This is a genomic window from Paenibacillus farraposensis (assembly GCF_020736845.1).
Lineage (GTDB): Bacteria > Bacillota > Bacilli > Paenibacillales > Paenibacillaceae > Paenibacillus > Paenibacillus farraposensis.
The window spans coordinates 10516-33378 of sequence record NZ_JAFFQR010000095.1 but is presented as its reverse complement, the minus strand read 5'-3'; the positions used below and the strand labels follow the sequence as shown (position 1 = coordinate 33378).

At 45.1% G+C, this 22863-nt stretch carries 22 protein-coding genes, 6 pseudogenes and 1 riboswitch; of the genes and pseudogenes, 22 read left to right on the top strand and 6 right to left on the bottom strand.

Annotated elements, in window-relative coordinates; all coding sequences use genetic code 11:
- Positions 1-145 precede the first annotated feature (145 nt).
- From JO375_RS15005 to JO375_RS14995, 3 genes and pseudogenes are all read left to right on the top strand, one after another.
- Entirely contained in the window at positions 146-1351 is a 1206-nt protein-coding gene (locus JO375_RS15005; protein WP_229525222.1) for an MFS transporter, read from the top strand.
- Positions 1352-1492: 141 nt separating this feature from the next.
- Positions 1493-2191, top strand: coding sequence for a YjjG family noncanonical pyrimidine nucleotidase (locus JO375_RS15000; protein WP_229525221.1), 699 nt, complete (start codon positions 1493-1495; stop codon positions 2189-2191).
- A 441-nt stretch (positions 2192-2632) separates the two neighbouring features.
- Positions 2633-2983: pseudogene (locus tag JO375_RS14995) on the top strand (polysaccharide deacetylase family protein); the annotation flags it as partial.
- A gap of 243 nt (positions 2984-3226) precedes the next feature.
- Here JO375_RS14995 and JO375_RS14990 read toward each other — a convergent pair.
- Positions 3227-3412, bottom strand: a pseudogene (locus JO375_RS14990) (MFS transporter); the annotation flags it as partial.
- Positions 3413-3505: 93 nt separating this feature from the next.
- Between JO375_RS14990 and ytfJ the strand changes: the two are divergent.
- Entirely contained in the window at positions 3506-3916 is a 411-nt protein-coding gene (gene ytfJ, locus JO375_RS14985; protein ID WP_229525219.1) for a GerW family sporulation protein, read from the top strand.
- Here the strand turns inward: ytfJ and ppk1 are convergent.
- The 3 genes from ppk1 to JO375_RS14970 form a co-directional block, all read right to left on the bottom strand.
- A complete protein-coding gene (gene ppk1, locus JO375_RS14980) occupies positions 3910-6033 on the bottom strand; it encodes a polyphosphate kinase 1 (RefSeq protein WP_229525218.1) in 2124 nt (707 codons plus the stop codon). The two genes, ytfJ and ppk1, sit on opposite strands and share 7 nt — an antisense overlap.
- A gap of 222 nt (positions 6034-6255) precedes the next feature.
- A complete protein-coding gene (locus JO375_RS14975; RefSeq protein ID WP_229525217.1) occupies positions 6256-6708 on the bottom strand; it encodes a glycine zipper domain-containing protein in 453 nt (150 codons plus the stop codon).
- A gap of 105 nt (positions 6709-6813) precedes the next feature.
- Positions 6814-7017, bottom strand: coding sequence for a hypothetical protein (locus JO375_RS14970; RefSeq protein WP_229525216.1), 204 nt, complete (start codon positions 7015-7017; stop codon positions 6814-6816).
- A gap of 160 nt (positions 7018-7177) precedes the next feature.
- Here JO375_RS14970 and JO375_RS14965 point away from each other — a divergent pair, with 160 nt between their 5' ends.
- The 3 genes from JO375_RS14965 to JO375_RS14955 are packed head-to-tail and all read left to right on the top strand — an operon-like array spanning position 7178 to position 12408.
- Positions 7178-11872: a cation-translocating P-type ATPase gene (locus JO375_RS14965; RefSeq protein ID WP_229525215.1), complete on the top strand. Its 4695-nt coding sequence runs from the start codon at positions 7178-7180 to the stop codon at positions 11870-11872.
- Positions 11873-11906: 34 nt separating this feature from the next.
- Positions 11907-12170 (top strand): DUF5132 domain-containing protein, encoded by a 264-nt coding sequence (locus tag JO375_RS14960; protein ID WP_229525214.1) that lies wholly within the window; start codon positions 11907-11909, stop codon positions 12168-12170.
- 13 nt (positions 12171-12183) lie between these two features.
- Positions 12184-12408 carry a hypothetical protein gene (locus JO375_RS14955; RefSeq protein ID WP_229525213.1) on the top strand — a complete coding sequence of 75 codons (225 nt, stop codon included), beginning with the start codon at positions 12184-12186 and terminating at the stop codon, positions 12406-12408.
- Positions 12409-12658: 250 nt separating this feature from the next.
- Here the strand turns inward: JO375_RS14955 and JO375_RS14950 are convergent, their stop codons facing one another.
- Positions 12659-12865, bottom strand: coding sequence for a hypothetical protein (locus JO375_RS14950; protein WP_229525212.1), 207 nt, complete (start codon positions 12863-12865; stop codon positions 12659-12661).
- 251 nt (positions 12866-13116) lie between these two features.
- Here JO375_RS14950 and JO375_RS14945 point away from each other — a divergent pair, with 251 nt between their 5' ends.
- Positions 13117-14628, top strand: coding sequence for a glycoside hydrolase family 43 protein (locus JO375_RS14945; protein WP_229525211.1), 1512 nt, complete (start codon positions 13117-13119; stop codon positions 14626-14628).
- Here the strand turns inward: JO375_RS14945 and JO375_RS14940 are convergent.
- On the bottom strand, positions 14564-15100 hold the full coding sequence (locus tag JO375_RS14940) for an AraC family transcriptional regulator (protein ID WP_322098744.1): 537 nt from the start codon (positions 15098-15100) through the stop codon (positions 14564-14566). The two genes, JO375_RS14945 and JO375_RS14940, sit on opposite strands and share 65 nt — an antisense overlap.
- Positions 15101-15390: 290 nt before the next feature.
- Between JO375_RS14940 and JO375_RS14935 the strand changes: the two are divergent.
- From JO375_RS14935 to JO375_RS14875, 14 genes and pseudogenes are all read left to right on the top strand, one after another.
- A pseudogene (locus JO375_RS14935) lies at positions 15391-15923 on the top strand (AraC family transcriptional regulator); the annotation flags it as partial.
- A 162-nt stretch (positions 15924-16085) separates the two neighbouring features.
- Positions 16086-16285: pseudogene (locus JO375_RS14930) on the top strand (hypothetical protein).
- Between the two features lie 58 nt (positions 16286-16343).
- A riboswitch (M-box (ykoK) riboswitch) is annotated at positions 16344-16516 on the top strand.
- A 316-nt stretch (positions 16517-16832) separates the two neighbouring features.
- A complete protein-coding gene (locus JO375_RS14925) occupies positions 16833-17390 on the top strand; it encodes a DUF1003 domain-containing protein (RefSeq protein WP_229525210.1) in 558 nt (185 codons plus the stop codon).
- Between the two features lie 131 nt (positions 17391-17521).
- Positions 17522-18232, top strand: a pseudogene (locus JO375_RS14920) (IS256 family transposase); the annotation flags it as partial.
- 374 nt (positions 18233-18606) lie between these two features.
- Positions 18607-18717 carry a YjcZ family sporulation protein gene (locus JO375_RS14915; RefSeq protein WP_229525209.1) on the top strand — a complete coding sequence of 37 codons (111 nt, stop codon included), beginning with the start codon at positions 18607-18609 and terminating at the stop codon, positions 18715-18717.
- A gap of 467 nt (positions 18718-19184) precedes the next feature.
- Complete coding sequence (locus tag JO375_RS14910; protein ID WP_229525208.1) at positions 19185-19811, top strand: hypothetical protein; 627 nt, start codon at positions 19185-19187, stop codon at positions 19809-19811.
- A gap of 29 nt (positions 19812-19840) precedes the next feature.
- On the top strand, positions 19841-20332 hold the full coding sequence (locus JO375_RS14905) for an accessory gene regulator ArgB-like protein (protein WP_229525207.1): 492 nt from the start codon (positions 19841-19843) through the stop codon (positions 20330-20332).
- An 8-nt stretch (positions 20333-20340) separates the two neighbouring features.
- On the top strand, positions 20341-20463 hold the full coding sequence (locus JO375_RS14900; RefSeq protein ID WP_229525206.1) for an AgrD family cyclic lactone autoinducer peptide: 123 nt from the start codon (positions 20341-20343) through the stop codon (positions 20461-20463).
- A gap of 586 nt (positions 20464-21049) precedes the next feature.
- Positions 21050-21199, top strand: coding sequence for a transposase (locus JO375_RS14895; RefSeq protein WP_229525205.1), 150 nt, complete (start codon positions 21050-21052; stop codon positions 21197-21199).
- 304 nt (positions 21200-21503) lie between these two features.
- Positions 21504-21602, top strand: a pseudogene (locus tag JO375_RS25085) (IS3 family transposase); the annotation flags it as partial.
- A 51-nt stretch (positions 21603-21653) separates the two neighbouring features.
- Positions 21654-21860 (top strand): hypothetical protein, encoded by a 207-nt coding sequence (locus JO375_RS14890; protein ID WP_229525204.1) that lies wholly within the window; start codon positions 21654-21656, stop codon positions 21858-21860.
- Between the two features lie 77 nt (positions 21861-21937).
- Positions 21938-22192: an integrase core domain-containing protein gene (locus JO375_RS14885; protein WP_267497713.1), complete on the top strand. Its 255-nt coding sequence runs from the start codon at positions 21938-21940 to the stop codon at positions 22190-22192.
- Between the two features lie 19 nt (positions 22193-22211).
- Positions 22212-22490, top strand: coding sequence for a restriction endonuclease (locus JO375_RS14880; protein ID WP_229525202.1), 279 nt, complete (start codon positions 22212-22214; stop codon positions 22488-22490).
- Between the two features lie 114 nt (positions 22491-22604).
- The gene (locus JO375_RS14875; RefSeq protein ID WP_229525201.1) at positions 22605-22829 is read left to right on the top strand and encodes an AAA family ATPase; all 225 of its coding nucleotides are present in this window, start codon (positions 22605-22607) and stop codon (positions 22827-22829) included.
- The last annotated feature ends 34 nt before the right edge of the window (positions 22830-22863 follow it).

Genomic DNA, 22863 nt, shown 5'->3' with positions numbered 1-22863 from the left:
ACCTATTTACAAAACGGTACGTTCAGTATATTATTTACTTATCGAATTAATGAACTGAACGTATAGTATTTAAATTTGGATAACAGCCATGCTAAATATGTTGTCCTGCGTTCATTCAAACAAGAAAAAGAGGAGAAGGATGATCATGCAAAAAAGTTTAACCAAGGAAAGTAAGGGCATTTCACGTTGGATGATGCTGCTGTTGGCATCTGCATGCGGTCTGATCGTCGCCAATCTGTATTATGCCCAAACACTGGTTGGTCCGATTGGTGCCGCAATGGGCCTTTCTTCGGCTGTAGCCGGATTAATCGTCACCTTGACTCAAATCGGCTACGTTGCAGGACTGCTGTTTATCGTCCCGCTCAGTGATATCATTGAGAATCGGCAGCTTGCAGTTATCGCTCTGGCCGTTGTGATATGTGCGCTGCTGGCGGCAGCATTCTCCCCGAATGGAGCGCTGTTTTTAATTGCATCGCTGTTTATTGGACTGGGCTCCGTGGTAGCCCAGATTCTGGTGCCATATGCCACCTATCTGGCAGCGGAAGAGCAGCGTGGCCGCGTAGTAGGGAACGTGATGAGCGGGCTTTTGCTCGGAATTATGTTTGCCCGGCCGGTCGCAAGCTTAATCACCAGCCTTTGGGGCTGGCAAGCTGTATTTTCCTTATCGGCTGTTGTGGTCGCTCTGCTGACCATTCTGTTGTCGCGTGCTCTTCCTGAGCGTAAGCCTTCGCCTACGGTGAACTATGGCAAACTGATTTTCTCATTGGGCGTTCTTTTCAAACAAACCCCTGTGTTGCGCCGCCGCGCTTTTTATCAAGCCTGCTTATTCGGAGCATTCAGTCTTTTCTGGACAACAGTTCCTTTACGGCTAGCACACGATTTCGGGATGTCTCAGCAGGGGATCGCATTGTTCGCATTAGTTGGAGTGGGCGGGGCAGTTGCAGCGCCGATTGCCGGAAAGCTGGCAGATAAGGGCTGGACCCGCTTGTTGACCGGATTAGCTATGATCATAGCTGTGCTCTCTTTTTTGCTGCTCTATCTGTTTCAAGACCATTCCACTACAGCCCTCGTCATTCTTTTCATTTCTGCGATTACGCTGGATATGGCGGTATCCGGAAATCTTGTCCTTGGACAGCGCGCCATATATTCATTGGGGAGTGAGACAAGAGGTCGCCTGAATGGTCTCTTCATGTCCATCTTCTTTATTGGTGGAGCGGTTGGGTCATCTTTAGGAGGCTGGGCTTATGCCTACATCGGCTGGGGTTTCACAGCACTCATTGGAACTGTTTTACCACTTTTATCGCTGCTTTACTTCTTCACTGAAAAAACACAGGGCACTAAAGAAATTTAAAGCGGACTTGGCCGATATGATTTGTACAGATCATTGAATTAAAAGCGTTTAAAGAGAAATGACCGCCTCAGATTATCAATCAGTCTTGCGGTCGTTTCATTTTAAACGCATAATCAACATGAACGTCGAATGGAGGGAACCATGAAATACGAAGTTGTTTTATTTGATATCGATGATACACTGTTTGATTTTAAAAAGGCAGAGGGTCATGCGCTACATCATACGTTTACCCAATTTGGCTTGCCACACGGGGCCACAGAGTATAAGGCCAGCTATGATGAAATCAATAATGTCCTGTGGCGGGAAGCAGAGGAAGGACATATTACCACGGCGCAGCTGCGAGTGGAGAGGTTCAAGCGACTGTTTGCCGTACATAAGCTGGATTTCAATTCAGATGATTTCAGTGCTGTTTATTTACATTATTTGGGTGAAGGTGCTTTTTTGATCGACGGAGCTGCTGAATTATGTGGAATGCTGTCCGACTGTCGTTTGGCAATTATTACGAATGGAATTAAAGAGGTGCAAACGTCCAGACTTCAGCTTTCGCCGCTGCGCCATATGTTTGAGCAGGTGGTTATTTCAGAGGAGGTAGGCTGCCAGAAACCACAAGCCGGTATTTTCGATCACGCCTTTACCAAGCTGGCCATTTCCGATAAAAGCAAGGTTCTTATGGTCGGTGATTCGTTGACCTCGGATATTCAAGGCGGCCACCAATACGGCATTGATACCTGTTGGTTCAATCCTGGCGGAAAGACAAATACGTCCGGAGTTCAACCCACTTATGAGATAAAAAACCTGATGGAGCTGAAAGATATTATACATTCAAAAACCACGTGTTAAATGTTGTATGTCGCCAGGAATCCATAGAAGTGAATGATAAATCGAAAATGAGGCTCCTTTTGCTGATTCTGATTCGGCATATGGAGCCTTATTTTATTGCTATAATCCTGCTCACCCTTCTTCATGAATCAGCTTAAAAATCCATCGAATATCTGTCACTTGGATATTGTCCGCAAAACTGATTTTTAACGATGGCATGCAGTCAAGCTGAAACCTTACAAAAATGTTAAGATTTTTGTAAGCTTTGACTGTTGTTCGTTAAATAAAAGCTGACTAGTATGGTAAATAGCTAGGCAAGGAAAGAAGTGAGTATATGAAATACAAAGAGTTCATTATAACAGTGATAACTATCGCTATTTTGATTATATTGTTAACCAGTCTGGTGCTTGGGACAATGCATATGATTCAAAGTTCAATTTATACCACAGTTGAATCCTCCTGAGACCTGAGGGCATAGACGGTAGGCCATCATTAATCGCAACGCCTAAAACATTAGATATTCTTAAAAAAGAAAATGTGAAAGCAACGCTTTTTCGGTAGGAAAAGCAGCGGAAGAAAATGATGGGGCAAACATTTAATAAAAGAATGGTTAAGGAAGGACATGCTATTCTGGGGCAGGATTTTTCCACAAGAGTGATTCGATTTCCAGGCGGTCATATGACATGGCAGGGAAACGATCCCAAAGGTATGGAAACGCAAGACAAAGCTCTACAGGATAAGGACTATCACCAGATTGACTGGAATGTATTACCTGAGGATGCAGAAGGTTCACCTAAGAATGCCGAAGGATTATATCCGATTTTATCTTTTAAGAATTGCTGAATATCTAGCTATAGATTTATTGAGAAAACGAAAAGGGAGGGGGAAATACGCTTCACATAGGAAAATGTTATACGATCACTGGAATACCCTCGATTTTGAAATTCAAGAGGAAGTCCGTCGAATTCTTTTGATGGTGAGTAATGCCGAGTAAAGGACTGTACTTGAATTGCGCCTAGTTCAAGGATGCTCCATAAAAGAAGTAAAGTAGGTAGTTTACATATTTACATGTGTACCCTTATACAAAACGGGTATTGCCGCTGCTACAAGGATCACACCCATAAAAGCGGGTGCGACATGACCAAGTGATACATAGATTTGACCTCCAATGATAGGCCCAATTATTCTTGCTAAGGCCTGAATAGATTGGCTACCTCCTTGAATCCTTTCTTGTTCACTAGAGAGTCAACCCGAGATTGCCCGAACCCTGGTTTATTCTTATTCCGCCATGACCACAATGAAAAGAGAGACAATTGCAGCGAAAGGTGAATTGAAATGACAGAGCATCCGTTACAATCTTTTGTTAAAACGGCAATGGGCCAATTAAAGGACATGGTGAACGTCAATACCACGATGGGGGAACCGGTTGCCGCGTCCGACGGCACCCTGATCATCCCTGTCTGTAAAGTAAGCTATGGCTTTGCTGCGGGAGGAAGTGATTTGGGCAAGCAAAGCCAGTCAGCAGCCAGTCAGGCAGCACCATTTGGAGGCGGTACAGGTGGGGGTGTAACCGTTACCCCCTTTGCTTTTCTCATCATCGGCAAAACGGGCGTTCAAACCACCTATTTGGAGACCTCGCCCACAATATACGACAAGCTTCTGAATATGGCACCGCATCTTCTGGATACATTACAGGAGCTGATTCAGCAATACCGATACCGGGGAGACTCAAACAACGATCAGTGAATCAGGTCTGACTCGTCCGGGTAGGCAGAGGCTGACAACGGACTGATATGGTCGTCTTGAACCGGCACGGGGCTGTTGTTCTCGGCTACAAGTCTCCTAGCTTCTATTTGGCTGCGGCAAGGAGGTTCAACGTTGTGCGCCATGACATACCGGCCATCGGAAAGCAGCTGCCGGGCTTTGACATTATCATTCAGCAGCAGCAATAAATATTGAATCACGACCGATTGGTGGTCCTCATCTAATAGTGGGCACATCAATTCAATTCGCTTGTCCATATTTCTGGTCATCCAGTCCGCACTGGACAGCCAAACCTGCGGTGCCCCGGCATTCTCAAAATAAAAAATGCGGGAATGCTCCAAAAAACGGTCGACAATGCTGCGGACGGTAATATTATCGCTCAGGCCGGGAATTCCCGGCCGCAGGCAACAGATGCCGCGTACGATCAGCTCAATCCGGACACCTGCTCGGGAAGCGGCATACAGCTCATTAACGAGCTGTTTATTTGACAATGAGTTCATCTTGGCGATAATTCTCGCAGGTTTGCCATGAGCGGCGTTTTCCGCTTCTTTCTGAATACAACACAGCAGCCGCTGCTTCAAATGGGCTGGAGCCACGCTAAGGTGATGCCACTGGCTCGGAATAGAAAACCCCGTAATTTGGTTGAACAAATTAGAAACATCTTCACTGATTTTCGGGTTGGCTGAAAATAGCCCGATATCTGTAAATATTCGCGCCGATACTTCATTATAATTTCCGGTAGCAATGTGTACGTAGCGCTTGAGTGAATTTGCTTCCTTGCGAACGATCAAAATCATTTTGGCATGGATTTTTAATCCGGGAAGGCCGTAAACGACATGACAACCGGCCTTTTCCAGTTCTTTTGCCCATTCGATATTGCGGGCTTCATCGAATCGGGCCTTTAATTCAACGACGACCGTTACTTGTTTGCCCTCTTTGGCCGCATGAATCAAAGACTGGATAATCTGCGAATTGCCGTTTACGCGATACAAAGTCATTTTAATTGCCATTACGAAAGGATCGACTACGGATTGTCTTATAAAATCGTTGACGGCATTAAACGACTCGTATGGTAGAAATAAGAGAACATCTCTTTTTTGTAGTACAGCAAAAAAATCATCCCTTTTTGTGAACTCGCGTGGATACAGAGGGTCAAATCTTGGATATTGGAGACGCGTATACCCCTCGAATGAGTTGGAAAATGACATGAGGTAGCTCAAGTCAGTAGGTCCGTTATTTGTAATCAAAAATGGGCGATCGACTTCCAGTTCTTTTTTTAGAAATTCCAATGCCAAAGGATCAAACCCATTTTCGATCTCCAATCGAATCGGAGTACCCCATTTTCTGGCTCCCAGCAATTTTTCCACTTCATCAAGCAAATCCTCAGCTTCCTCTTCGTTTAAATCGAGGTCGGCATTGCGTGTTAAGCGGAAAGTATGATAGGTAACCGGCAAATATGTAGTAAACAGGGTGTGAATATGATGTTTGATCAAATCTTCGAGCAAAATAAACTTCCGTTTATTTCGGTCTGATGAAGATGGAACTTCAATATAGCGGGGCAGATTGGATGGAATTTCAACCAGCGCCACATAAAGTTCCTTGCTTGATACGTGAGAAGGCGGTTTTAAAACGACAGCCAAATAGACACTTTTGGTACGAATCAGTGGAAATGGACGGCTTTTATCAATCGCCAAAGGAGTCAGTACAGGATATACTTTTTGAAAGTAATAGTTTTGCATCTCTTTCATCTGCTCAGGCTCTAACTCGTGGTAACTGGCAAAAATGATACCCTCTTTCTTCAGTAGCTGCAGAATCCGCTCATGCGCGGCATATTGATCGGCTACCAATTGCTCGATCATCGCGATGACTTTTTCCAGTAATTGCGGCGGAGTAAAGCCGGTAAAATCGACCTCCTGATTCCCAGCCCTGATTTTATCCATGAGTCCGGCGACCCTGACGCTGACAAACTCGTCCAGATTGGTTGAAACAATCGATATGAACTTTGTCCGTTCCAATAAAGGCGTATTTTCATCCTGAGCTTCCTGAAGAACACGCCGGTTAAATTGAAGCCAGCTTATTTCACGATTGATGTAGTCCATCCGTGTGCCTCCACCTTACTTAATCTTTTTTCCGAGGAACAAGGATGCTATTTTCTGAAACAATTGCCATGTGGCGCCGACGCGCAAGGTGATGCTGTCAGGAACAGAATCCTTTTTAGAATTAATCATAAGGCAAGCATCCTTTCGTTATTAAAAATTGGGTAAAACCCGCTAATTGAAGTTAGCGAGTTTTATAGCTGATTGCGTGATCATTCGTATGTGTTAAGACTGTACAGCATTCGCGACGGCTTGCTTAGCTACCGACTCCACAGCACTCGTAGTGACTTGTTCCGCTATCGACTGTACGGCATTCGCTGCGGTTTTTTGTGTCAGCGACTTGGTTGCGTTGACTACTGATTGGGCGATGTTGCCCCCCATACGGCTGTTCACAAGCGCGCTGCCAGCCTGCGTTCCGATGGTTTGGCCTAAGCTGTTGCCTAATAGGCCGCCGACAACAGACCCAATAACGGTTCCTACTCCCGGCAGCAACGATGTGCCGAGTATCGCCCCGTATTCAATGCCGGCCATAACGCCGAGAGCTCCTGTCAAATTTCGTGTTGTATGGACCATATAATCTTTGTTTTCCATTTGTCCTCTCTTCAGGCTCATGGTATCCTGCAACTGCGTAATCCCTCCGGAGATAAGACCTCCCAATAAAGAACCGCCTTGAAACATGCTGATCTCTCCTTTGCGTGATTAATTTTGGTGCTATGGGATAGTAGTTCCCCATTGCTCATTTTTAACCCAACAAATATTTTTCCGAGGTAACGAAAGCAAGGACTAATCTGTATTTTGCTCCTCATTGTTTGTCGCCACGGTGGACTGATGATGCCCGGCGGTGCTGTGTTTAATTTCATCCGTGAGCTCAAGCAGCAGGCCGGCCCCCTTGACGGCAAGCTTGCGTACAGCCTGTCGGCCTTCCGGTGAGACGGCAAGCGTGATGGCCGCAGCGGCGAAAATAATACCAAGCGGTGATTTGGCCACATAATCCTCTCCTTAAAAAAAGTTGTACATAAAAAATAATTCCATAATATGTTCTTTTTATACTCCGCCTCACATTCAGGAAAATAAAATGTATATTTTGGCTATGACTGCGAACAATAGTCAAATCGCTTTTTTGAGTTTGGATGAAGGAGAGTTAGGGATGATTGAGCTGCGAAAGAAAAACAGATTTCTTCACGTTTTGCCGGGAAGAATACGGATGGAAATTTACGGACTGCATGGAAGCAAGGAGGCTGCTAGGATATTGAGCGAAAGCTTCTCCGCTTGCCGTGGAATTAACAGAACGGACATTTGTACGGTGACGGGCCGAGTCCTACTTCTATATGACGTAAAGCTTGTTTCCGAGCAGCACATGTTCCATGTACTTCAGGAAGCAGAGAAGCGGATTGGTTCACCACATCGGACAGTCGATCCGAATGCCCGGCACGATCTCACTGAATTGGAGGAAGCGGAGCAGGAGATTGCGGCCACAAAGGCTGCTCTGCCGAAAGGGGAACTCTCCCGCGATCTGCGGGCGTTTCCTATAATACCGGGGGCCAATCCATACACGCGGGAACCTGCGGAAAAAGTCCCTATTGGGCTAGCTGTTTCCATGGGCGGTTTGGCCGTGCTCGGCATCAAGCAGGCCTTGGTTGGACAGTCCGCTCTGGCAAGCAGCCCAGCGCCTTTCTATTTATCGGCGCTCGTCTCCCTCGTCACCGGTTACCCTTTTCTGAAACGAGGAATTCAACCCTATGCCGATCAGAAAAAAATAAGCCTGGATCTCATTTTAGGTACAAGCGCGCTCGCACTTGCGCTCGTACGTGAACATTTGGTAGTGCTTGGCGGACTCAGCATGCTGCAATATATCAACTGGAGAAGAAGCCGCTCAAGATTACATGGACAGCGGGAGGCTTCTTTGCCACCGAAAATCCAAGCTTATAGCGAAAAGGTAGGCAAATGGGGCTTTATCGCAGCCGGAGTAACCTGGGCGCTTACCCGTAATCCGCTTCGCGCGATTGCTGTGCTTCTGGCAGCAAATCCACGGGTGATAACGGTTCCCACTGAGTACGCCTGGGATCAGGCCGAGCTTGTTTCGGAAGATAGAGAATACCTGGTTCCTGAAAAAGGGTCGTTATCCCAACTCGCCCGAACGAAAACGATGTTATTCGAAGATTCGTCACTTCTGTTTAACCATCCGGAGATTAAAGAAATTCAATGCATTGCAGCACAGGAGCAGGATGCGGATCAAGCGGTATGCCTGGCGGCCTCGCTCATGCAAAAAAGCCGTCATCCGTGGAAGGAAGAGGTGTACAGCAAGGCTAAACAAACTTGCCGCACAATCCGCACGGCTTTTCATGTGGAGGAAGCGAGACAGGGACTCAAAGGCAAGGTCCTTGATAGCCAGGTCATCATAGGCAGCGGCAAGTTTTTGCAGGAACACGGGATCCATTGCGATGCTTATGAGCTGAAAGCCAAGAGGCTTGTAAGAGGGGGATACGACGTTCTTTTTGTCGGCAAGCAGGGAAAGGCCAGAGGCGAATGTCTCGGATTCCTGGCCAGGCTTCGGCAATCGGGGGTCAATGAATATGGAGCTGATGCCGCTGCTTTTAGGAAAAAGGGCTGGCAGCTTGGTTTGCTGAACAACAGCATGCACATAAGCGCCGACGAGCTTTTCCAAAGCCGTCTGGATACAAGCTGGTTATCCCTGGAGCAGGGGGAAGTGATGGAACGAATTGCTGCACTCAAGCAGCAGGGAGAAGAGGTTTTATTGGTTACTGGACACACGAAAAATCCGCTGTATCCGTTATATCAAGAAGCCGGCATCCCCTCCATCTCCACTCATGATCTGCAGCGTATTCAGGAAAGCGTCCGGTACGCCGAGCGAACGGATCAAACCGTAAACGAGCATGTATCGATTTCTAAAAAATGGAATATATTTGGCTCTGCTTTAGCAATGTTAGGCATGATCAGCGCACCTGTTGCCAACCTGATTGGAGATGCCTTGTCGCTTGTCTTTATGTCGCGAACGAAAAGTAAAAGTGAAACCCTGCTGCCCCCACCAAATATGACATATATGGACGAAGCTGCGGTTACTTCCGAAGTTCTGGCCTGGCATCAGCTTCCAAACGAGCTGGTGCTCGGGTCGTTTCAAACGAATCTGCAAACCGGGCTGACAGCCGATCAGGTTGCTGCAATAAGGAGCCAGTATGGTCCGAATCGGCTGGACAGTAGAAAACCGACCCCATGGCTGGTTTCGTATTTGGGCCAATTCAAGGAATTTACAACCCTGATTTTGCTGGGCACAAGTGTACTGGCTTTTTTTACCGGGGGAATATTTGACGGAATGGCGATGGGGACTATCCTGCTTGCTAATGCTGCCATCAGTACGATTCAGGAACGCAAAGCGGAAAAGGTTGTAGAAACACTGAATCAATTCCAACCCCCGCTATGCAAAGCGATCAGAACTGGCCAGCTGGTGGAATTGAATGCGGCAGAATTGGTGCCCGGCGATATCGTTTGCCTGGAAGCAGGGGATCGCGTTCCGGCGGATATCCGCCTGATCCACGCATCGAACATGCGCGTTAACGAGGCGACGCTGACCGGGGAATCTCTTCCCGTCGATAAAAGCGAGTCCGCTTTGCTTGAGGAATGTGCTTTATCCGAGCGAAGCAACATGCTGTTCATGGGTACCGACGTGTGCGGAGGCAAGGGAAGAGGTGTCGTGGTGCAAACGGGGATGAATACCGAGATGGGGCATTTAATGTCCCTTTTAAAGCATCAGGAAAAAGAAGTCACCCCATTGCAGGAAAAAGTGTCGTCGATTAGCAAAAAATTCATGAAAGGCGCGCTCATCGTCGGAGGGCTCGTATTCGTGATGGGGACGCTTCGCGGTATTCCTATTCCGCAAATGATTACGACCTCGATCACGTTGGCCGCATCTGCCATTCCTGAAGGTCTTCCGGTTACGATTACAATTGCGCTCAGCGCAGGCATCTACCGGATGGCGAAGAAAAATGCGCTGATCCGCAAGCTTTCCTCATTGGAAACATTAGGAAGAACGACGGTGATTTGCACGGATAAGACTGGCACGTTAACCAAAAATGAAATGACGGTAAAGGCCATTTCCACCGCGGATCGCAGGTGGACTGTAACAGGCAACGGCTACGAACCGACGGGAGTATTACACGAGGTTGGTCCCGAGGTAGCGGCCACAGCTTTGGAACTGGAGGATACAGATAGGTACGAGCAGCACGTAGCTAACCCCGACTTGAATCGTTTGCTGCAAATCTGTCTGCTGTGCAATAACAGCGAGCTTGAGCAGCAGGAGGGACAATGGACGACCAAAGGCGATCCGACCGAAGGCGCGCTTCTGGCGCTTGCAGCCAAAAACGGGCTGTGGCTCAAGGATATGACCCATTGGCATCGCGGGCATGAAATCCCGTTTGATTCCAAAACGGCGAAAATGAGCGTGGTCTGCAAGGATGTTCAGAACGAGCAGGAATGCTACCTCTTCTCCAAAGGAGCTGTAGAAACCATTCTCCGCCATTGCAGCCGTTATCAGAAGAATGGGGATTTATTCCCTCTGTACGAAGATCAGAAGCAATTTATTTTACAGCAAAGTGAACAGTATTCAGCCGATGCCCTGCGCGTGCTTGCCTTTGCGTACCGGCCTTTTGACGAAAGCGAGGGCGGTGATTCCATCGATGACGAGCGGGAGCTGATTTATGTTGGCTTAGCCGGGATGATGGACCCTCCCAAGCCGGAGGTGGAGCAAAGCATTCAGGAAGCTTTTGCGCTCGGGATTAAGCCTGTGATGATTACCGGCGATCACCCGATTACCGCCATTGCCATCGGAAAGCAGCTCGGCATTAACAGCGATGCCCATAGCGTTGTCACTGGACATGAGCTTGATCGTCTATCGGACGAGGAACTGATCCGAATGGTGGATCAGGTGTCCATATTTGCCCGGGTTACGCCTGAGCACAAGCTCCGTATTGTCACGGCTCTGCAGCAATGCGGGCAGATCGTGGCGATGACCGGCGACGGTGTCAACGATACGCCGGCGATCAAACAAGCCAACGTAGGGATCGCCATGGGCCGAACAGGGACGGAGGTAACGAAGGAAACGGCGGATATGGTGCTGACCCAGGATGACTTTGGCACGATTGTCGAAGGGGTTAAAGAAGGCCGGACGATTATCGGAAATATTCGCAAAGCGCTCGGTTGTTTATTAACCGGCAATCTGGCCGAGATTCTTGTAACCAGCGTTGCCGTCATGGTCGGCTTGCCGATTCCGTTGGTCCCGATTCAAATTCTGCTGATGAATTTGCTGACCGACGCTTTGCCGGCGATGGTTCTGGCAGTTAACGGAGGGGAAAAAACGAAGCAGCCGAAACGAACGGATTTCGTCGATAAAGCGCTCTACCAAAAAGTGATTACCAGAGGCGTCCTTCTGGGTCTGGGTTCGCTCGGCTTGTTTGGTGCCAGCCTTGCTGTCGGTGCGCCTGTGCCTGTCGCTCAAAGCGTTGCTTTTGCCACGTTGGTTGCAGGCCAATTGATGCAAGCATTTTCATGGCGGCAGGAAGGCACGGAGGAAACCGTGCGCGATTGGACGAAGGACCGCTTCTTGCTCGGCGCACTTTGCGTGTCCTGGCTGGCTCTGCTGGGAGCCCTGTACATTCCGCCGTTGGCCGGGTTTTTCCATACCGCCCGCCTGCCGATGCACTATTGGATTCCCATCCTAGGCGTAGCCGGGTCGGTATCCCTTTTGGCCAAACCGGTTTTAAACCTGATTGCCAAGAAACAAGCACATAACGCTTCCCCTGCAAGCGGCACCTATGCTGCGGCTGTTTGAGCCGCAGCCGTACTTAACACCAAGGAGGATCACCATGTTACCCAAAAACCTGGACAAAGTTGTTGTCGGCACGGCCCTTGCCCTGGCCGCTTCCGCATTGATTCCCATCGCCAAAACAACCTTTCGCCCGCTTTTCGAAACCGGCATACAGGGCAGTGCCAGCTTGATCAATCGCAGCAAATCCATCCTTCAATTGGCGCGGCAGGAAGTGGAAGACATTATAGCCGAAGCCCAGTTTGAAAGAATGAAAAAACAGCTGGACCGAGAAATCGCGATGCTTGACGACACCGATAAGTGAGGAGAACTGATGCATGACCGAACAAAATATAGACAGTCATTTGCGTGAAGCTTTGACTCACCTGGAAATGGCTTTGGACGAAAGCGTACATTGCGTGCTTGAGAACGATGGCGCGAAAAAAGAAGTAGGTGTAAAATGGGAACATTTTCTGGGAGAATTCATGGGACAGGTTAGGGAGAAAGGAAAGAAGTCGAGATTGAATTTGCTGAGCTGGATCACCTTCCCGCGAATGCGTTAGCTCATTTTTTACATTTGCTTCAAGAAAAATAAAAAGAAAATCCAGCTATCCCGGCAGTGACATAGGGAACTGACCCTGGTTTGTGAGACAGGGATCAAAACACCTTACAAGTCTAAGCAGCCAGTCGTCGGAATTGACCAGCGACTGGTTATTTGATTTCGTTTGAATTTGAATCAACAATCTATATCTACGCGAGAGAGGATTTCATACATCATAACCTGCTAAGATGTAGGGAAGCAGAGGAGATGGTTCAGGCCACCTCTCTGTTTTGCTGCAAGTTTGGTATTCCGTTTAAGGGCTGCACATTCGGGCAATCCTGTCTTACTTCGCTGACGTATAGGGCTTCTACAGGCACAATAAATTTAGTTTCATGTAGCTTTTCATGCGAGTCGTAGGCGCCGACGTTGAATTCAACTTTATCGGTCTTTTTGTCATAAAAAGCACCAGCGCATGGCACATGAAGTTCGGTTCGGAGCGTTGAATCGCTCCTTTTTTGATACAGCGCTTGATAAGCGTATACGATGTGGGACTCGTTGGAGACAGTGGCGGTTATTCTTTTATAAGGGCTAATCTCAACGTGAAATTCAGATTTTGTCTATATAGTGCTATTTTCATGACATGATTCTTATGGTTGTACATAAGACAGTGAAATACAATATATGTTGAGATTGGAACAATAAAATTTGTGATGGTTAGGAGTTGAATTGGATGCAATATAACAATCCCGTGATACCGGGCTTTTACCCCGATCCCAGCATATGCAGGGTCCGTGATGATTATTATCTGGTCACAAGTTCATTCGAGTATTTTCCAGGCGTCCCTATTTTCCATAGTAAAGACCTTGTTCATTGGAACCAGATTGGTCATTGTCTCACTTCAGAACAACAATTGTCTTTGGCCAACGCATGGAGCTCAGGCGGCATCTTTGCACCCACAATTCGGTATCATGACGGCTGGTTCTATATGACGACGACCAACACTAGTGGAATTGGGAACTTTTATGTGAAAAGTTTACAACCAGGCGGCCCTTGGTCTGATCCGATAAAGGTTGAGCAGTCCGGCATAGATCCATCCCTTTTCTTTGACAAGGATGGTCGTGTGTATTTTCAATCCTCAACCACAGAAAGTGAAGGCCATGGCATTTATCAATGTGAGATTGATATTGAAACTGGCAAAATACTGACAGAGGCTCGCCTAATCTGGCAGGGGACGGGTGGGGCACACCCCGAGGGACCTCATCTCTACAAAATAAATGGGTATTATTATCTAATGATCGCTGAAGGAGGGACAGAGTATGGCCACATGGTGACCATTGCCAGAAGTACAGATCCGTATGGCCCTTATGAATCATGTCCGTACAACCCTATTCTTTCAAATCGAAGCTTGTATAGCAGCATACATGCGACTGGGCATGCAGATTTGGTACAGGCACATGATGGCAGCTGGTGGGCTGTTTGCCTGGGAATAAGACCTGTCTCATATCCTAAGCGTCATCATTTGGGCAGAGAGGTATTCCTTGCACCTGTGAATTGGACTACGGACGGATGGCCTCTTCTAGGTAACCATGGAAGGATTGAACCTGTCATGCATGCACCGCAGCTAGCTACAGTCCCATGGGCCCAAAAAGCAATCAGAGATGACTTCAATCGTTCAGACTTGGGCTTAGAGTGGATATTTTTACGCAATCCCAAGCAAGATAGTTGGACGTTGAAAGAGCATCCCGGGTATCTAACCCTTCGTGGCAACGAGATGACTTTGGATGATCTCGGCTCTCCTGCATTTGTAGGCCGCCGGCTCTGCCACTTTACCTGCCAAATTGCGGCCTTGCTGGATTTTGAACCTGTGAACGGTGGCGATGAAGCGGGATTAACCGTCTATATGAACGAAAAATACCATTATGATCTTGCCATTACGTTCATGAATGGACAGAAACAGATTGTACTCCGCAGAACCGTAGGCTCACTGCGAGTGGAGAAGGCATTGGATTACCCACACGGACCTGTCATTCTGCAAGTAGAAGCTCAGCCCGAACAATTTCATTTCTCTTTTTGTCAACCGGAAGCTGAAGCTGTTGAGATGGGAACGGGGGAGAGCCATCTGCTTTCAACCGAGGTTGCAGGCGGCTTTACTGGAATAATCATTGCCATGTACACAACTAGTAAATCTGGACGGGCAACTCCGGCACTATTTGACTGGTATGATTATGAACCGATGGAGTAACTATTTTTCTATGTGATTTAGGTGACAGGCCATAGGTTTTTCTAAATTGACGAGCGAGATAGTTGCTGTCATTGAACCCGCATAAATAAGCGATCTCTGTAATGGAAAGAGAGGTATTTTTCAGCAGTGTACAGGCGCGCTCCAACCGGAGTCGTTGAAGGTAATCAATTGGCAAAGTCTGGTAATCGTTTTTAAAGATGCGGTTCAGGTGTCTTACAGATATCTTGGATTGGATAGCGATTTCTTCGAGCGTAGTCGTTTCGAGATAGTGATCTTCGATATAGGAAATCGCGTTGGCCAGATGCATCAGATGACTCTGTACGTCTGTTTCCTGATGACCATATTGCCTCGACAAATAAACGACAAGTTCCATAAAGCGTGAAGTCAGCGTGGTTTTATAGCCCTGATATTTCTGTTGATATTCTTCAACCATCATCGAAATCAGATAGGAAACGTACTCCAGGCTCGTCATATTCAAGCTTAGCTTGCTTTCAAATGAGCGGAGATGGCGATAATGGGCTCCAGGATGAAGAGGGCCTGAAAGCCTTTCGAGGTTCTAAGATCAGGCCCCGCATGTCTAAGCATTTCAGGTTTAAACATAATGTTGCATATTTTCAGATTGTGAGGATCTACAAAAGCATGAGAAGTTCCGCCATTGATAACGAGAACATTGCCCTTGTTCATTTGTTGTGAACCATTCCAGATATACGTTAGTCAAAATCAAACCACCCAATGTTGTCAGTTGTCTATATCATGCTATAAAAGGAATTTTATACAGCCTATATATACCCCTATATTCAAGCAACTAATTTATCTTGTGTACATTTGAATGCACAGGGGCTTTGGGCTAAAAACATTTTAGGCGCTATTTTAAAAATCCATCAGCAGATTCAGCAAAACCCGCCCTATTATGAAATGGACATTACTGTACAGCTAACGTTTATTTGGAGAAATTTGATTGCTAATGGCTTTCCCTTGGAGTATGAGCAAACAGAAATGTTAAAGAATCTTCGAATGAAGGAGATGCTGAATTGGATTCACCTGCATTATGCTGAGAAAATTTCTTTTAGAAGACATTGCACGAGCCAGGTAATTGAGCCGGTCCGAATGCTGCTGATATTTTCAAACGAATTCTAAAAAAGACACCTCTGAATTATGTAATGGATTATCGAATTCAACCAAGCTTAATTTTGCTTCAACAACCCTAATGTAATGTTACAGATGTTGTTTTCCAAGCAGGTTTTAATAGCACAAGCTATATTATTCAAAAGTCTTGTCTCCTTGGTGATATATAATCCCAAGATGTTATTTACACGGTTGAGAATGCAGTATTTTTCTATTTAAAATTCTAATGCACTCATGAGCGATCGGACTGATGCTACCAATTCTAAGACAAGAGCGGCTTACTTGAGGGCCGTTACGCACCGCTCATCACATCATTATTTGAGGTGGTCAACATGAACTATACATATAAAGTGTTAAAGTCGAATATCGAACTATTTGCAGCTGCATTAAGCCAAGTGAGAGTATATGTAGACAGCCGTTGAGTGATTATATGGTGGAAGTTGTAGACTACCTGTTTGCCGCACCGGCTCCACAGCAACTTTTTATTTTGCATTATAAGGGGGAGTGGCAACGTCGCTGTCACCAGGTGTAATATAGTAAATATATTTGGATTGACAGCACATTTGGACAGCAGTATGCTAGGGAAATATTGATGTCCTCGTTAGGTGAGGCTCCTATACGAACATAAGCCACTGCCCGGAAACATCGAAAGATGCCAATGGGTATAACAGGAATTGCCGGATTAAGGCTCTTCTTAATGTGGCTAAAGAACTTTGGTTCTTTTACGTCGTTTAGTGCCAAAGCTCAACTTGGGGGAATCGGATATTTGCATGCTTTATCTTGCATGCAGAACGATGCCCCTTCAGTTGAGCTGAGGGGCGTTTTTGTTTTAATTTGTTAGAGCATTGTGACATGGTTCCAGTATGATCAGTAAAATATGGAGCCAACTACATGATAATGGGAGAGGGGTTGAACCATTCTATGAGTAGTCGAAGTCCGTCTGAACCGGATCCAGACCCAGTGAGTCTATTGGCAGTCGGGTTAAAACTAGATACCGTAATTGAGTATGGTTGCAATTCCCTCTCCTACGGGGGTAGTATTGAGCCTGACTGCCTTAAAACAAGGAGGCAGCAGTCGACATGTCAAAAATGAATTTTTTTCAAAAAAAGAAGCAAAATAAAAGTACTGCTCATATTCAAGGCTTTGATATTGAATTGAATCAGGAAAATACTCGTCGTATTGATCGGCTAGTCGATAGTTACGAAAATAGCATTCTTTCTCATTTAGATGAAGCGTACCAAAGAACGACAAGCTGGCAAGATCGTCTTGCGGATCGGATTGCATCATTCGGTGGTAGCTGGAGATTTATTACTTATTTCGCTATCTTTCTGACCATCTGGATACTCTTGAACAGCTTGCCGTTTACTCGCTTTCATTTCGATGAACCTCCATTTATCTTGTTGAACTTGTGTTTGTCCTTTATCGCAGCATTCCAGGCTCCGGTCATTATGATGAGTCAGAACCGCCAAGCTGCAAGGGATAAGCATGAATCGATCATTGACTTCGCGATCAACTACAAAGCTGAACAAGAGATTGACGATATGCAGAGCCACCTTCATCGGATTGAAGGTGAACTGATTGAGATTAAAAAACTCTTACTTGTTCTAAACAACCGAATGAATGATGAACACAAATGACCCTTTGGATTATATGGAGGCTCCGTAGAAAAGTTTTCGCCCGATATGATTAAGATTGCCGGAGTGTATTATATACGAAATCAGTTTGAATTTAGAGTAGATGTGAAAAAGGACTCCGCTGGTATGTAACCAGTATGGAGTCCTTTGTCATCCACATGTTCCAAAAGGGCGTAACGATGACTGAGATTTCAGACCTGCTCGAAAAAATGTACGGTCATCACTACACGCCACAGACGGTGTCGAATATGACAAGGGGGATGGTAGAACATGTGAGTATGGAACGAGTGTTACAGGATGTGAAAGCATGAGGAGTAGAAGAAATATTACTGTTCATCTCTGACATTCTGACTGGCATGGAATCCGCCATAGAGCAAGTGTATCACCAGGCTAAATACCAAGCTTGCCTCGTACACGTCGCACGTAATATCGCTCATAAAGTACGGGTGTCTGACCGTGCGAGCATCTGTGAGGGCTTCAAAACGGTGTATCGGGCAGAGGATGAAGCAGCAGGTAGAGCTGCCCTGAAGACCTTCTGCGACAAGTGGAAGCCTTCTTACCCCAAGGTGGTCAAGTCGTTAAGCGAGAACCCCAACATCTTTACGTTCTATAGCTTTCCCAAGCCCATTTGGAGAAGTATCTACTCCAGTAATCTGATTGAATCGTTGAACAAACAAATCAAAAATACACCAAGCGCAAGGAACAATTCCCTCATGAGGAGGCCTTGGGAGAAGTTTCTGGTCTCCCCATTTGAAAGCTACAACCAACACTTTGCTACTCGTTGTCCTATCGGCTTCGATCAGGCTCCTGCTGAACTCCAGGCCATGTTCACTACCACAGATTAATACCACCTTCTACGGGAAAGGTTATTTTTATTTACACAAACTTCTTGACGCTCCCAGTTTTTGTTCAGTGTTAAGTATTGAATACTTAACCGTAGAAGCAAAGTGTTTTGAAGTTGCAAATCGGAATTGGATATCGGATTTACAGTAACTGGCTCAGCTGATGCTTCAGTGCTAAAGCTGCAAATAACATGCCGACAGAAAGAAAAGCGGATTATTAGACTATCACTTATTCTAGAGAATATTTCAATTCCCTTTGTTATGCGGTTAGTGTGGTATGAACACTATGTGACATGTTTTTGTTTACCTAATTGCCCTGTCATAGAACGGATTTATACATATATTAAAATGTACCACGAATAAAGGAGGTTAAAGCCATGGGTGGATATGAAGGTACAGGTGCATACGGCGGTGCATGGACTTCTACAGGAGCAATTTTAGTGCTCTTTATCTTGTTGGTTATCATTACTAAGGCATTGTGGGTTTAATTTTGTGAAACACAAAAAAGCTCTGCTGATCTAATTGATCGGCAGAGCTTTTCTTGTTTATCGTTTTGAATTAGAGTAGATGTCAACCACTAAATGTTCCTGAATCACTATTTTTAAAAGAGACCCATCCAGTCTTAGGTACATATATTCATCATTCCCCTATTTTCGGTGTGAATCCTACAATTCACGCACATCTGTCAAGTTGGGTGTTTTCAATCCGTTTGACGATGAGGAACTGCGTGGCATTGCAATAGTAATCAACACTGCTAGACGTGAAGTGAAGCTCTCTCGAGGAGAGGATGATTATAATTAGGTTAAGCTGGAAGAAATTTTATCGGCATCGAAAAAATACCTTACATAATACATAAAATAATCCATTTTTCCTGATAATTGGATTGCTTCGTATTGGTAGAAAATGTAGTATTAGAAGTGTGTCTGTTACCAATTACGTGAAGGGGATATGCGTTATGTGGGAGCCACTAAGGTTCTTACTATTTTCGACAGCAGAAGCTATGGCAGCATTTTTTTTAATGACTGCTATATTTCGTTTAAGAGGAATTGATTATGTCTGGCAAGCATTATTTGTGAGCTTAATCATGAACCTCCAGAGCTACATGCTTCGTGAAGAAACCTCCTTGTCTTATCTGGCACCCATAGTTAATATTTTGTTGTTCACATTTCTATTGGAAACAGTTATTAAGGTACCAATATTATGGTCGACGATAATCTCTATAGCCGGAGTATTCTTATATGGTGCTGTTCAAGCTATAATACTGGCGACTACATTCAATGGAATGGACTCTAGCCATCTACAAAACACCACCCAAGGAGCGTTATTACAAGCGTTAAGCAGTGCTCTGGTTTTCTTGATGTCTTGGTTTTTGAACACATTCAGGATTGGCTTCACATTTGATTTAGAGAGGCTTCGTTTTAAATGGGAACATACCATAGTAACAATCCTTATCGTCATGTCCCTTGTAGCTGCCGCATTTCTCATGTATGCGGCTGATCTTGCACTAATTATTATTTATTTCGTACTGGCAGCTGGGATGTTCCTCTACTACGCTCTCAAAAAGGAAAGGGAAGAGGGGTGACCGAACTGATTGATGCTTTATCTTTGTACATGGCTAAGCATATAAAAAGTGTTGTGCCTGACCACCCTGCATCTGTGCCAGTTTTAAAACACGCCTTAGCTGTTATTCTTAATTTGGTTTTCATAATTTCGTTAACCATCATAATATCAATATTCACAGGGAATGTAATTGAGGTAGTTACAGTAATGGCTGCATTTGCTTTTCTTCGGCAATTGACAGGGGGAATTCATCTTAAAAGTGGCATGGGGTGTGTTGCTGTTTCCACATTGCTGTTTACTGGACTATCGTTTATTAAATTGGATTACAACTGGACAATAGGCGTCACTTTGGTGAGTATGTTGCTCATTTTTGTTTTTGCCCCTGCTGGCATTGAACGACAAACACGTATACCGCCACGTTATTTCCCGTTGCTGCGGTCTGGTGCTCTTATAATAGTGAGCTTTAATCTGTGGATTGCAAATCCATTTATAGCTATCAGCTTTTTTGTGCAGTCTTTATCTTTAATTAATATAAGGAGGTGAGAACGATCATGATGAAAAATATCTATAGCACTCTTGCTTCATGTCTTTCCGCAATCGCGGTCATGTCTGTCAGTGTCGCAAGCCTGGTGTTTGTCCACAACCCGGAGCCTCCGGAAGAATTGCTTAAATAATGCTTGAGATGAATCTAATGGATGAAATCGTAAGGAACTAATTACGGTCACTAAGGAAGTAGATGAGGACATTATAAATATACCAATTAGATATTCTTTTTGGCATATATGATGGATTAGTAGATCGGATCATCGTTCGTACACACACCGAATTTTATTACTTAGATTCTACGTAAGTTTTTTGGACAACTACATTAAGAAATAGTGGATTCTCAAAGAGATGCTTACTGGCATATCACAAATTTACGGAAGTCCGCTAAGAGTTATTATTTTTAAACCCCGGTATTTTGGTAACGTAAAGAGTCGTTATATACGACTCTTTTTTTTGTATAATAAATTTTCGTTGCCAAATAACCCAATTTTCGCCATTAAATATAGGTATAAGGTTCGACTTTGAAAATAAAGGGGGTGGTTAAACCTAGAATAGAGGCTTTAACGATGGGGAGGCGTAACAGCCTCTGGATTGTCAACAGTAAATCAGACAGCTTTTTTTAGGGCCTCTTGGCGGTATCTCTTTAGCCCCTTAGTGAACTTGGACACTAAGAGTGTATATGGATAACACTACTAGTGATAAGGGGATGAGAAAATGACACGAAATAAACATTCTAGAGAATTTAAACGCCAAATCGTCAAGGAAGCCATCGAAACCGGGAATAAGGCGGCTTTAGCCCGGAGATATGAAATTGCCGTCAATATGCTTCACCGTTGGGTAAAGGAATTTGAAGAAGGTGGGTGAACAGGCACTAGAGATTGCGATACTGCGTGACTTGATAAAAAAGAAAAACCCTCATTTGCTGAAAAAGTTGAAGTAGCAGGACACTACATTCGTGAAGGATATGCTGTCACGCTTGTGCTACGACTGGCCAACATCCCGAGATCCAGTTACTACTACTATAAAAATGGAAAAGTGATTGAGAAAACAGCAAGTGGGGGACGACAAAAGCCAGGATATTCGCTGCGTTCGGACGGCGTATAAGTACCGGATGCTCAGATTATGGAACGGATGATGGAGCTGATTTTCTACAGACGGCCATGCGTATGGATACCGAAAATTAACCGTCGCTTTACGCCGAGATGATGGCCTAATCATTAACAAAAAGAAGGTTTACCGATTGTGCAGAGAATTGAACATCCTGCGACCACAGCGAAAAGTGAACTCATCTTACCCACGGAAACTGGCACGAAATCGGATGATTACGAATTCGAACCAACTGTTTGAGACGGACATTAAGTACGGTTATATTGCAGGAGAAGACCGATTCTTCTTCATTCAGTCTTGCCTCGATGTTTACGACCGTTCTGTGGTCGCTTACCACATAGGATTGCGGTGCGAGGCCAAAGATGTGATCCGAACGCTACAAACGGCCTTGTTTAAGAGACAATTATTTGAGGTGTAAACCAATCCTGTGATTCGTCAGACAATGGCTCTCAGTTTATTTCTCATGGGTTTGAAGCTGCCTGTGAAAGCTTTGGAGTGGAGCATGAACGCATTCCTCCACGAACACCGAATATGAACGCACATATTGAATCTTTTCATAGGGTATTGCAGGATGAATGCTTGGCTCGCTACGACTTTGAAACGTACAGCGAAGCTTATGAAGCCGTCACTGAATTCATTCATTTTTATAATGAACGAAGAATTCATTTCAGCATTCGCGATTTGTCGCCGTCTCCGTTTTATGAGAAAAACCAGACAAAACCGATTCCGATCCGAGAAGTTCGTGTGTAATTTCAAAAACGAAGTCTGGATGAGCAAGAGAGAGTTAGTGTCCAAACTTAGGGAGTTAATCCGCAAGAATGTTGGGTTAAAGGCTGTTCAGGAGGTTCAGGGCACACGCGCTCATTACAAAGCGTCTGAGGCATGGGTTGTCACTAACAGCAAGTTTACACAGCAGGCATTTCAATTGGCTAGGTCAAACGGAGTTAGATTGATTGATCGAGATGAGCTAGTGGAGATGTTGCTTCAGATGAAGGAGAAGATGTCTCCGTCAAAGAAGAGCAATTTAGGCACGAAGACAAGTGCATAGGTGAATGAACCCTATATTAATGTATATAATCCATATATGGAAGTTTAACTAATAAAATAATTAGTTATGAAAATTAGGATGGAGTTACTATATTCTAAGTGAGGTTGAAGAGATATGAATTATTTGAAAATTAATATAAACCAAATCAAAAACATACGGAAGGCTGAGTTGGAACTTCCCTTAGAAAGAGGGGTTTATGCCCTCGTTGGAATTAACGGTTCAGGAAAATCTACAGTTTTACAAGCATTAGCTCAAAATATTTCACGGCATCATTTGGGGATGTTAAACTATACCCACATATTTTTAGGTTTTGTCCACTTGTCTATTGTCCCATTATAATCAAAAGAAACAAATGAATCTTGAGTATAGTCAG

Bases quoted from the DNA above. Each gene is read 5' to 3' on its own strand.
- JO375_RS15005 (WP_229525222.1), top strand. From the start codon at position 146: ATGCAAAAAAGTTTAACCAAGGAAAGTAAGGGCATTTCACGTTGGATG.
- JO375_RS15000 (WP_229525221.1), top strand. From the start codon at position 1,493: ATGAAATACGAAGTTGTTTTATTTGATATCGATGATACACTGTTTGAT.
- ytfJ (WP_229525219.1), top strand. From the start codon at position 3,506: ATGACAGAGCATCCGTTACAATCTTTTGTTAAAACGGCAATGGGCCAA.
- ppk1 (WP_229525218.1), bottom strand. From the start codon at position 6,033: ATGGACTACATCAATCGTGAAATAAGCTGGCTTCAATTTAACCGGCGT.
- JO375_RS14975 (WP_229525217.1), bottom strand. From the start codon at position 6,708: ATGTTTCAAGGCGGTTCTTTATTGGGAGGTCTTATCTCCGGAGGGATT.
- JO375_RS14965 (WP_229525215.1), top strand. From the start codon at position 7,178: ATGATTGAGCTGCGAAAGAAAAACAGATTTCTTCACGTTTTGCCGGGA.
- JO375_RS14960 (WP_229525214.1), top strand. From the start codon at position 11,907: ATGTTACCCAAAAACCTGGACAAAGTTGTTGTCGGCACGGCCCTTGCC.
- JO375_RS14955 (WP_229525213.1), top strand. From the start codon at position 12,184: ATGACCGAACAAAATATAGACAGTCATTTGCGTGAAGCTTTGACTCAC.
- JO375_RS14945 (WP_229525211.1), top strand. From the start codon at position 13,117: ATGCAATATAACAATCCCGTGATACCGGGCTTTTACCCCGATCCCAGC.
- JO375_RS14940 (WP_322098744.1), bottom strand. From the start codon at position 15,100: ATGACGAGCCTGGAGTACGTTTCCTATCTGATTTCGATGATGGTTGAA.
- JO375_RS14925 (WP_229525210.1), top strand. From the start codon at position 16,833: ATGTCAAAAATGAATTTTTTTCAAAAAAAGAAGCAAAATAAAAGTACT.
- JO375_RS14915 (WP_229525209.1), top strand. From the start codon at position 18,607: ATGGGTGGATATGAAGGTACAGGTGCATACGGCGGTGCATGGACTTCT.
- JO375_RS14910 (WP_229525208.1), top strand. From the start codon at position 19,185: ATGTGGGAGCCACTAAGGTTCTTACTATTTTCGACAGCAGAAGCTATG.
- JO375_RS14905 (WP_229525207.1), top strand. From the start codon at position 19,841: ATGGCTAAGCATATAAAAAGTGTTGTGCCTGACCACCCTGCATCTGTG.
- JO375_RS14900 (WP_229525206.1), top strand. From the start codon at position 20,341: ATGATGAAAAATATCTATAGCACTCTTGCTTCATGTCTTTCCGCAATC.
- JO375_RS14895 (WP_229525205.1), top strand. From the start codon at position 21,050: ATGACACGAAATAAACATTCTAGAGAATTTAAACGCCAAATCGTCAAG.
- JO375_RS14890 (WP_229525204.1), top strand. From the start codon at position 21,654: ATGATTACGAATTCGAACCAACTGTTTGAGACGGACATTAAGTACGGT.
- JO375_RS14880 (WP_229525202.1), top strand. From the start codon at position 22,212: ATGAGCAAGAGAGAGTTAGTGTCCAAACTTAGGGAGTTAATCCGCAAG.
- JO375_RS14875 (WP_229525201.1), top strand. From the start codon at position 22,605: ATGAATTATTTGAAAATTAATATAAACCAAATCAAAAACATACGGAAG.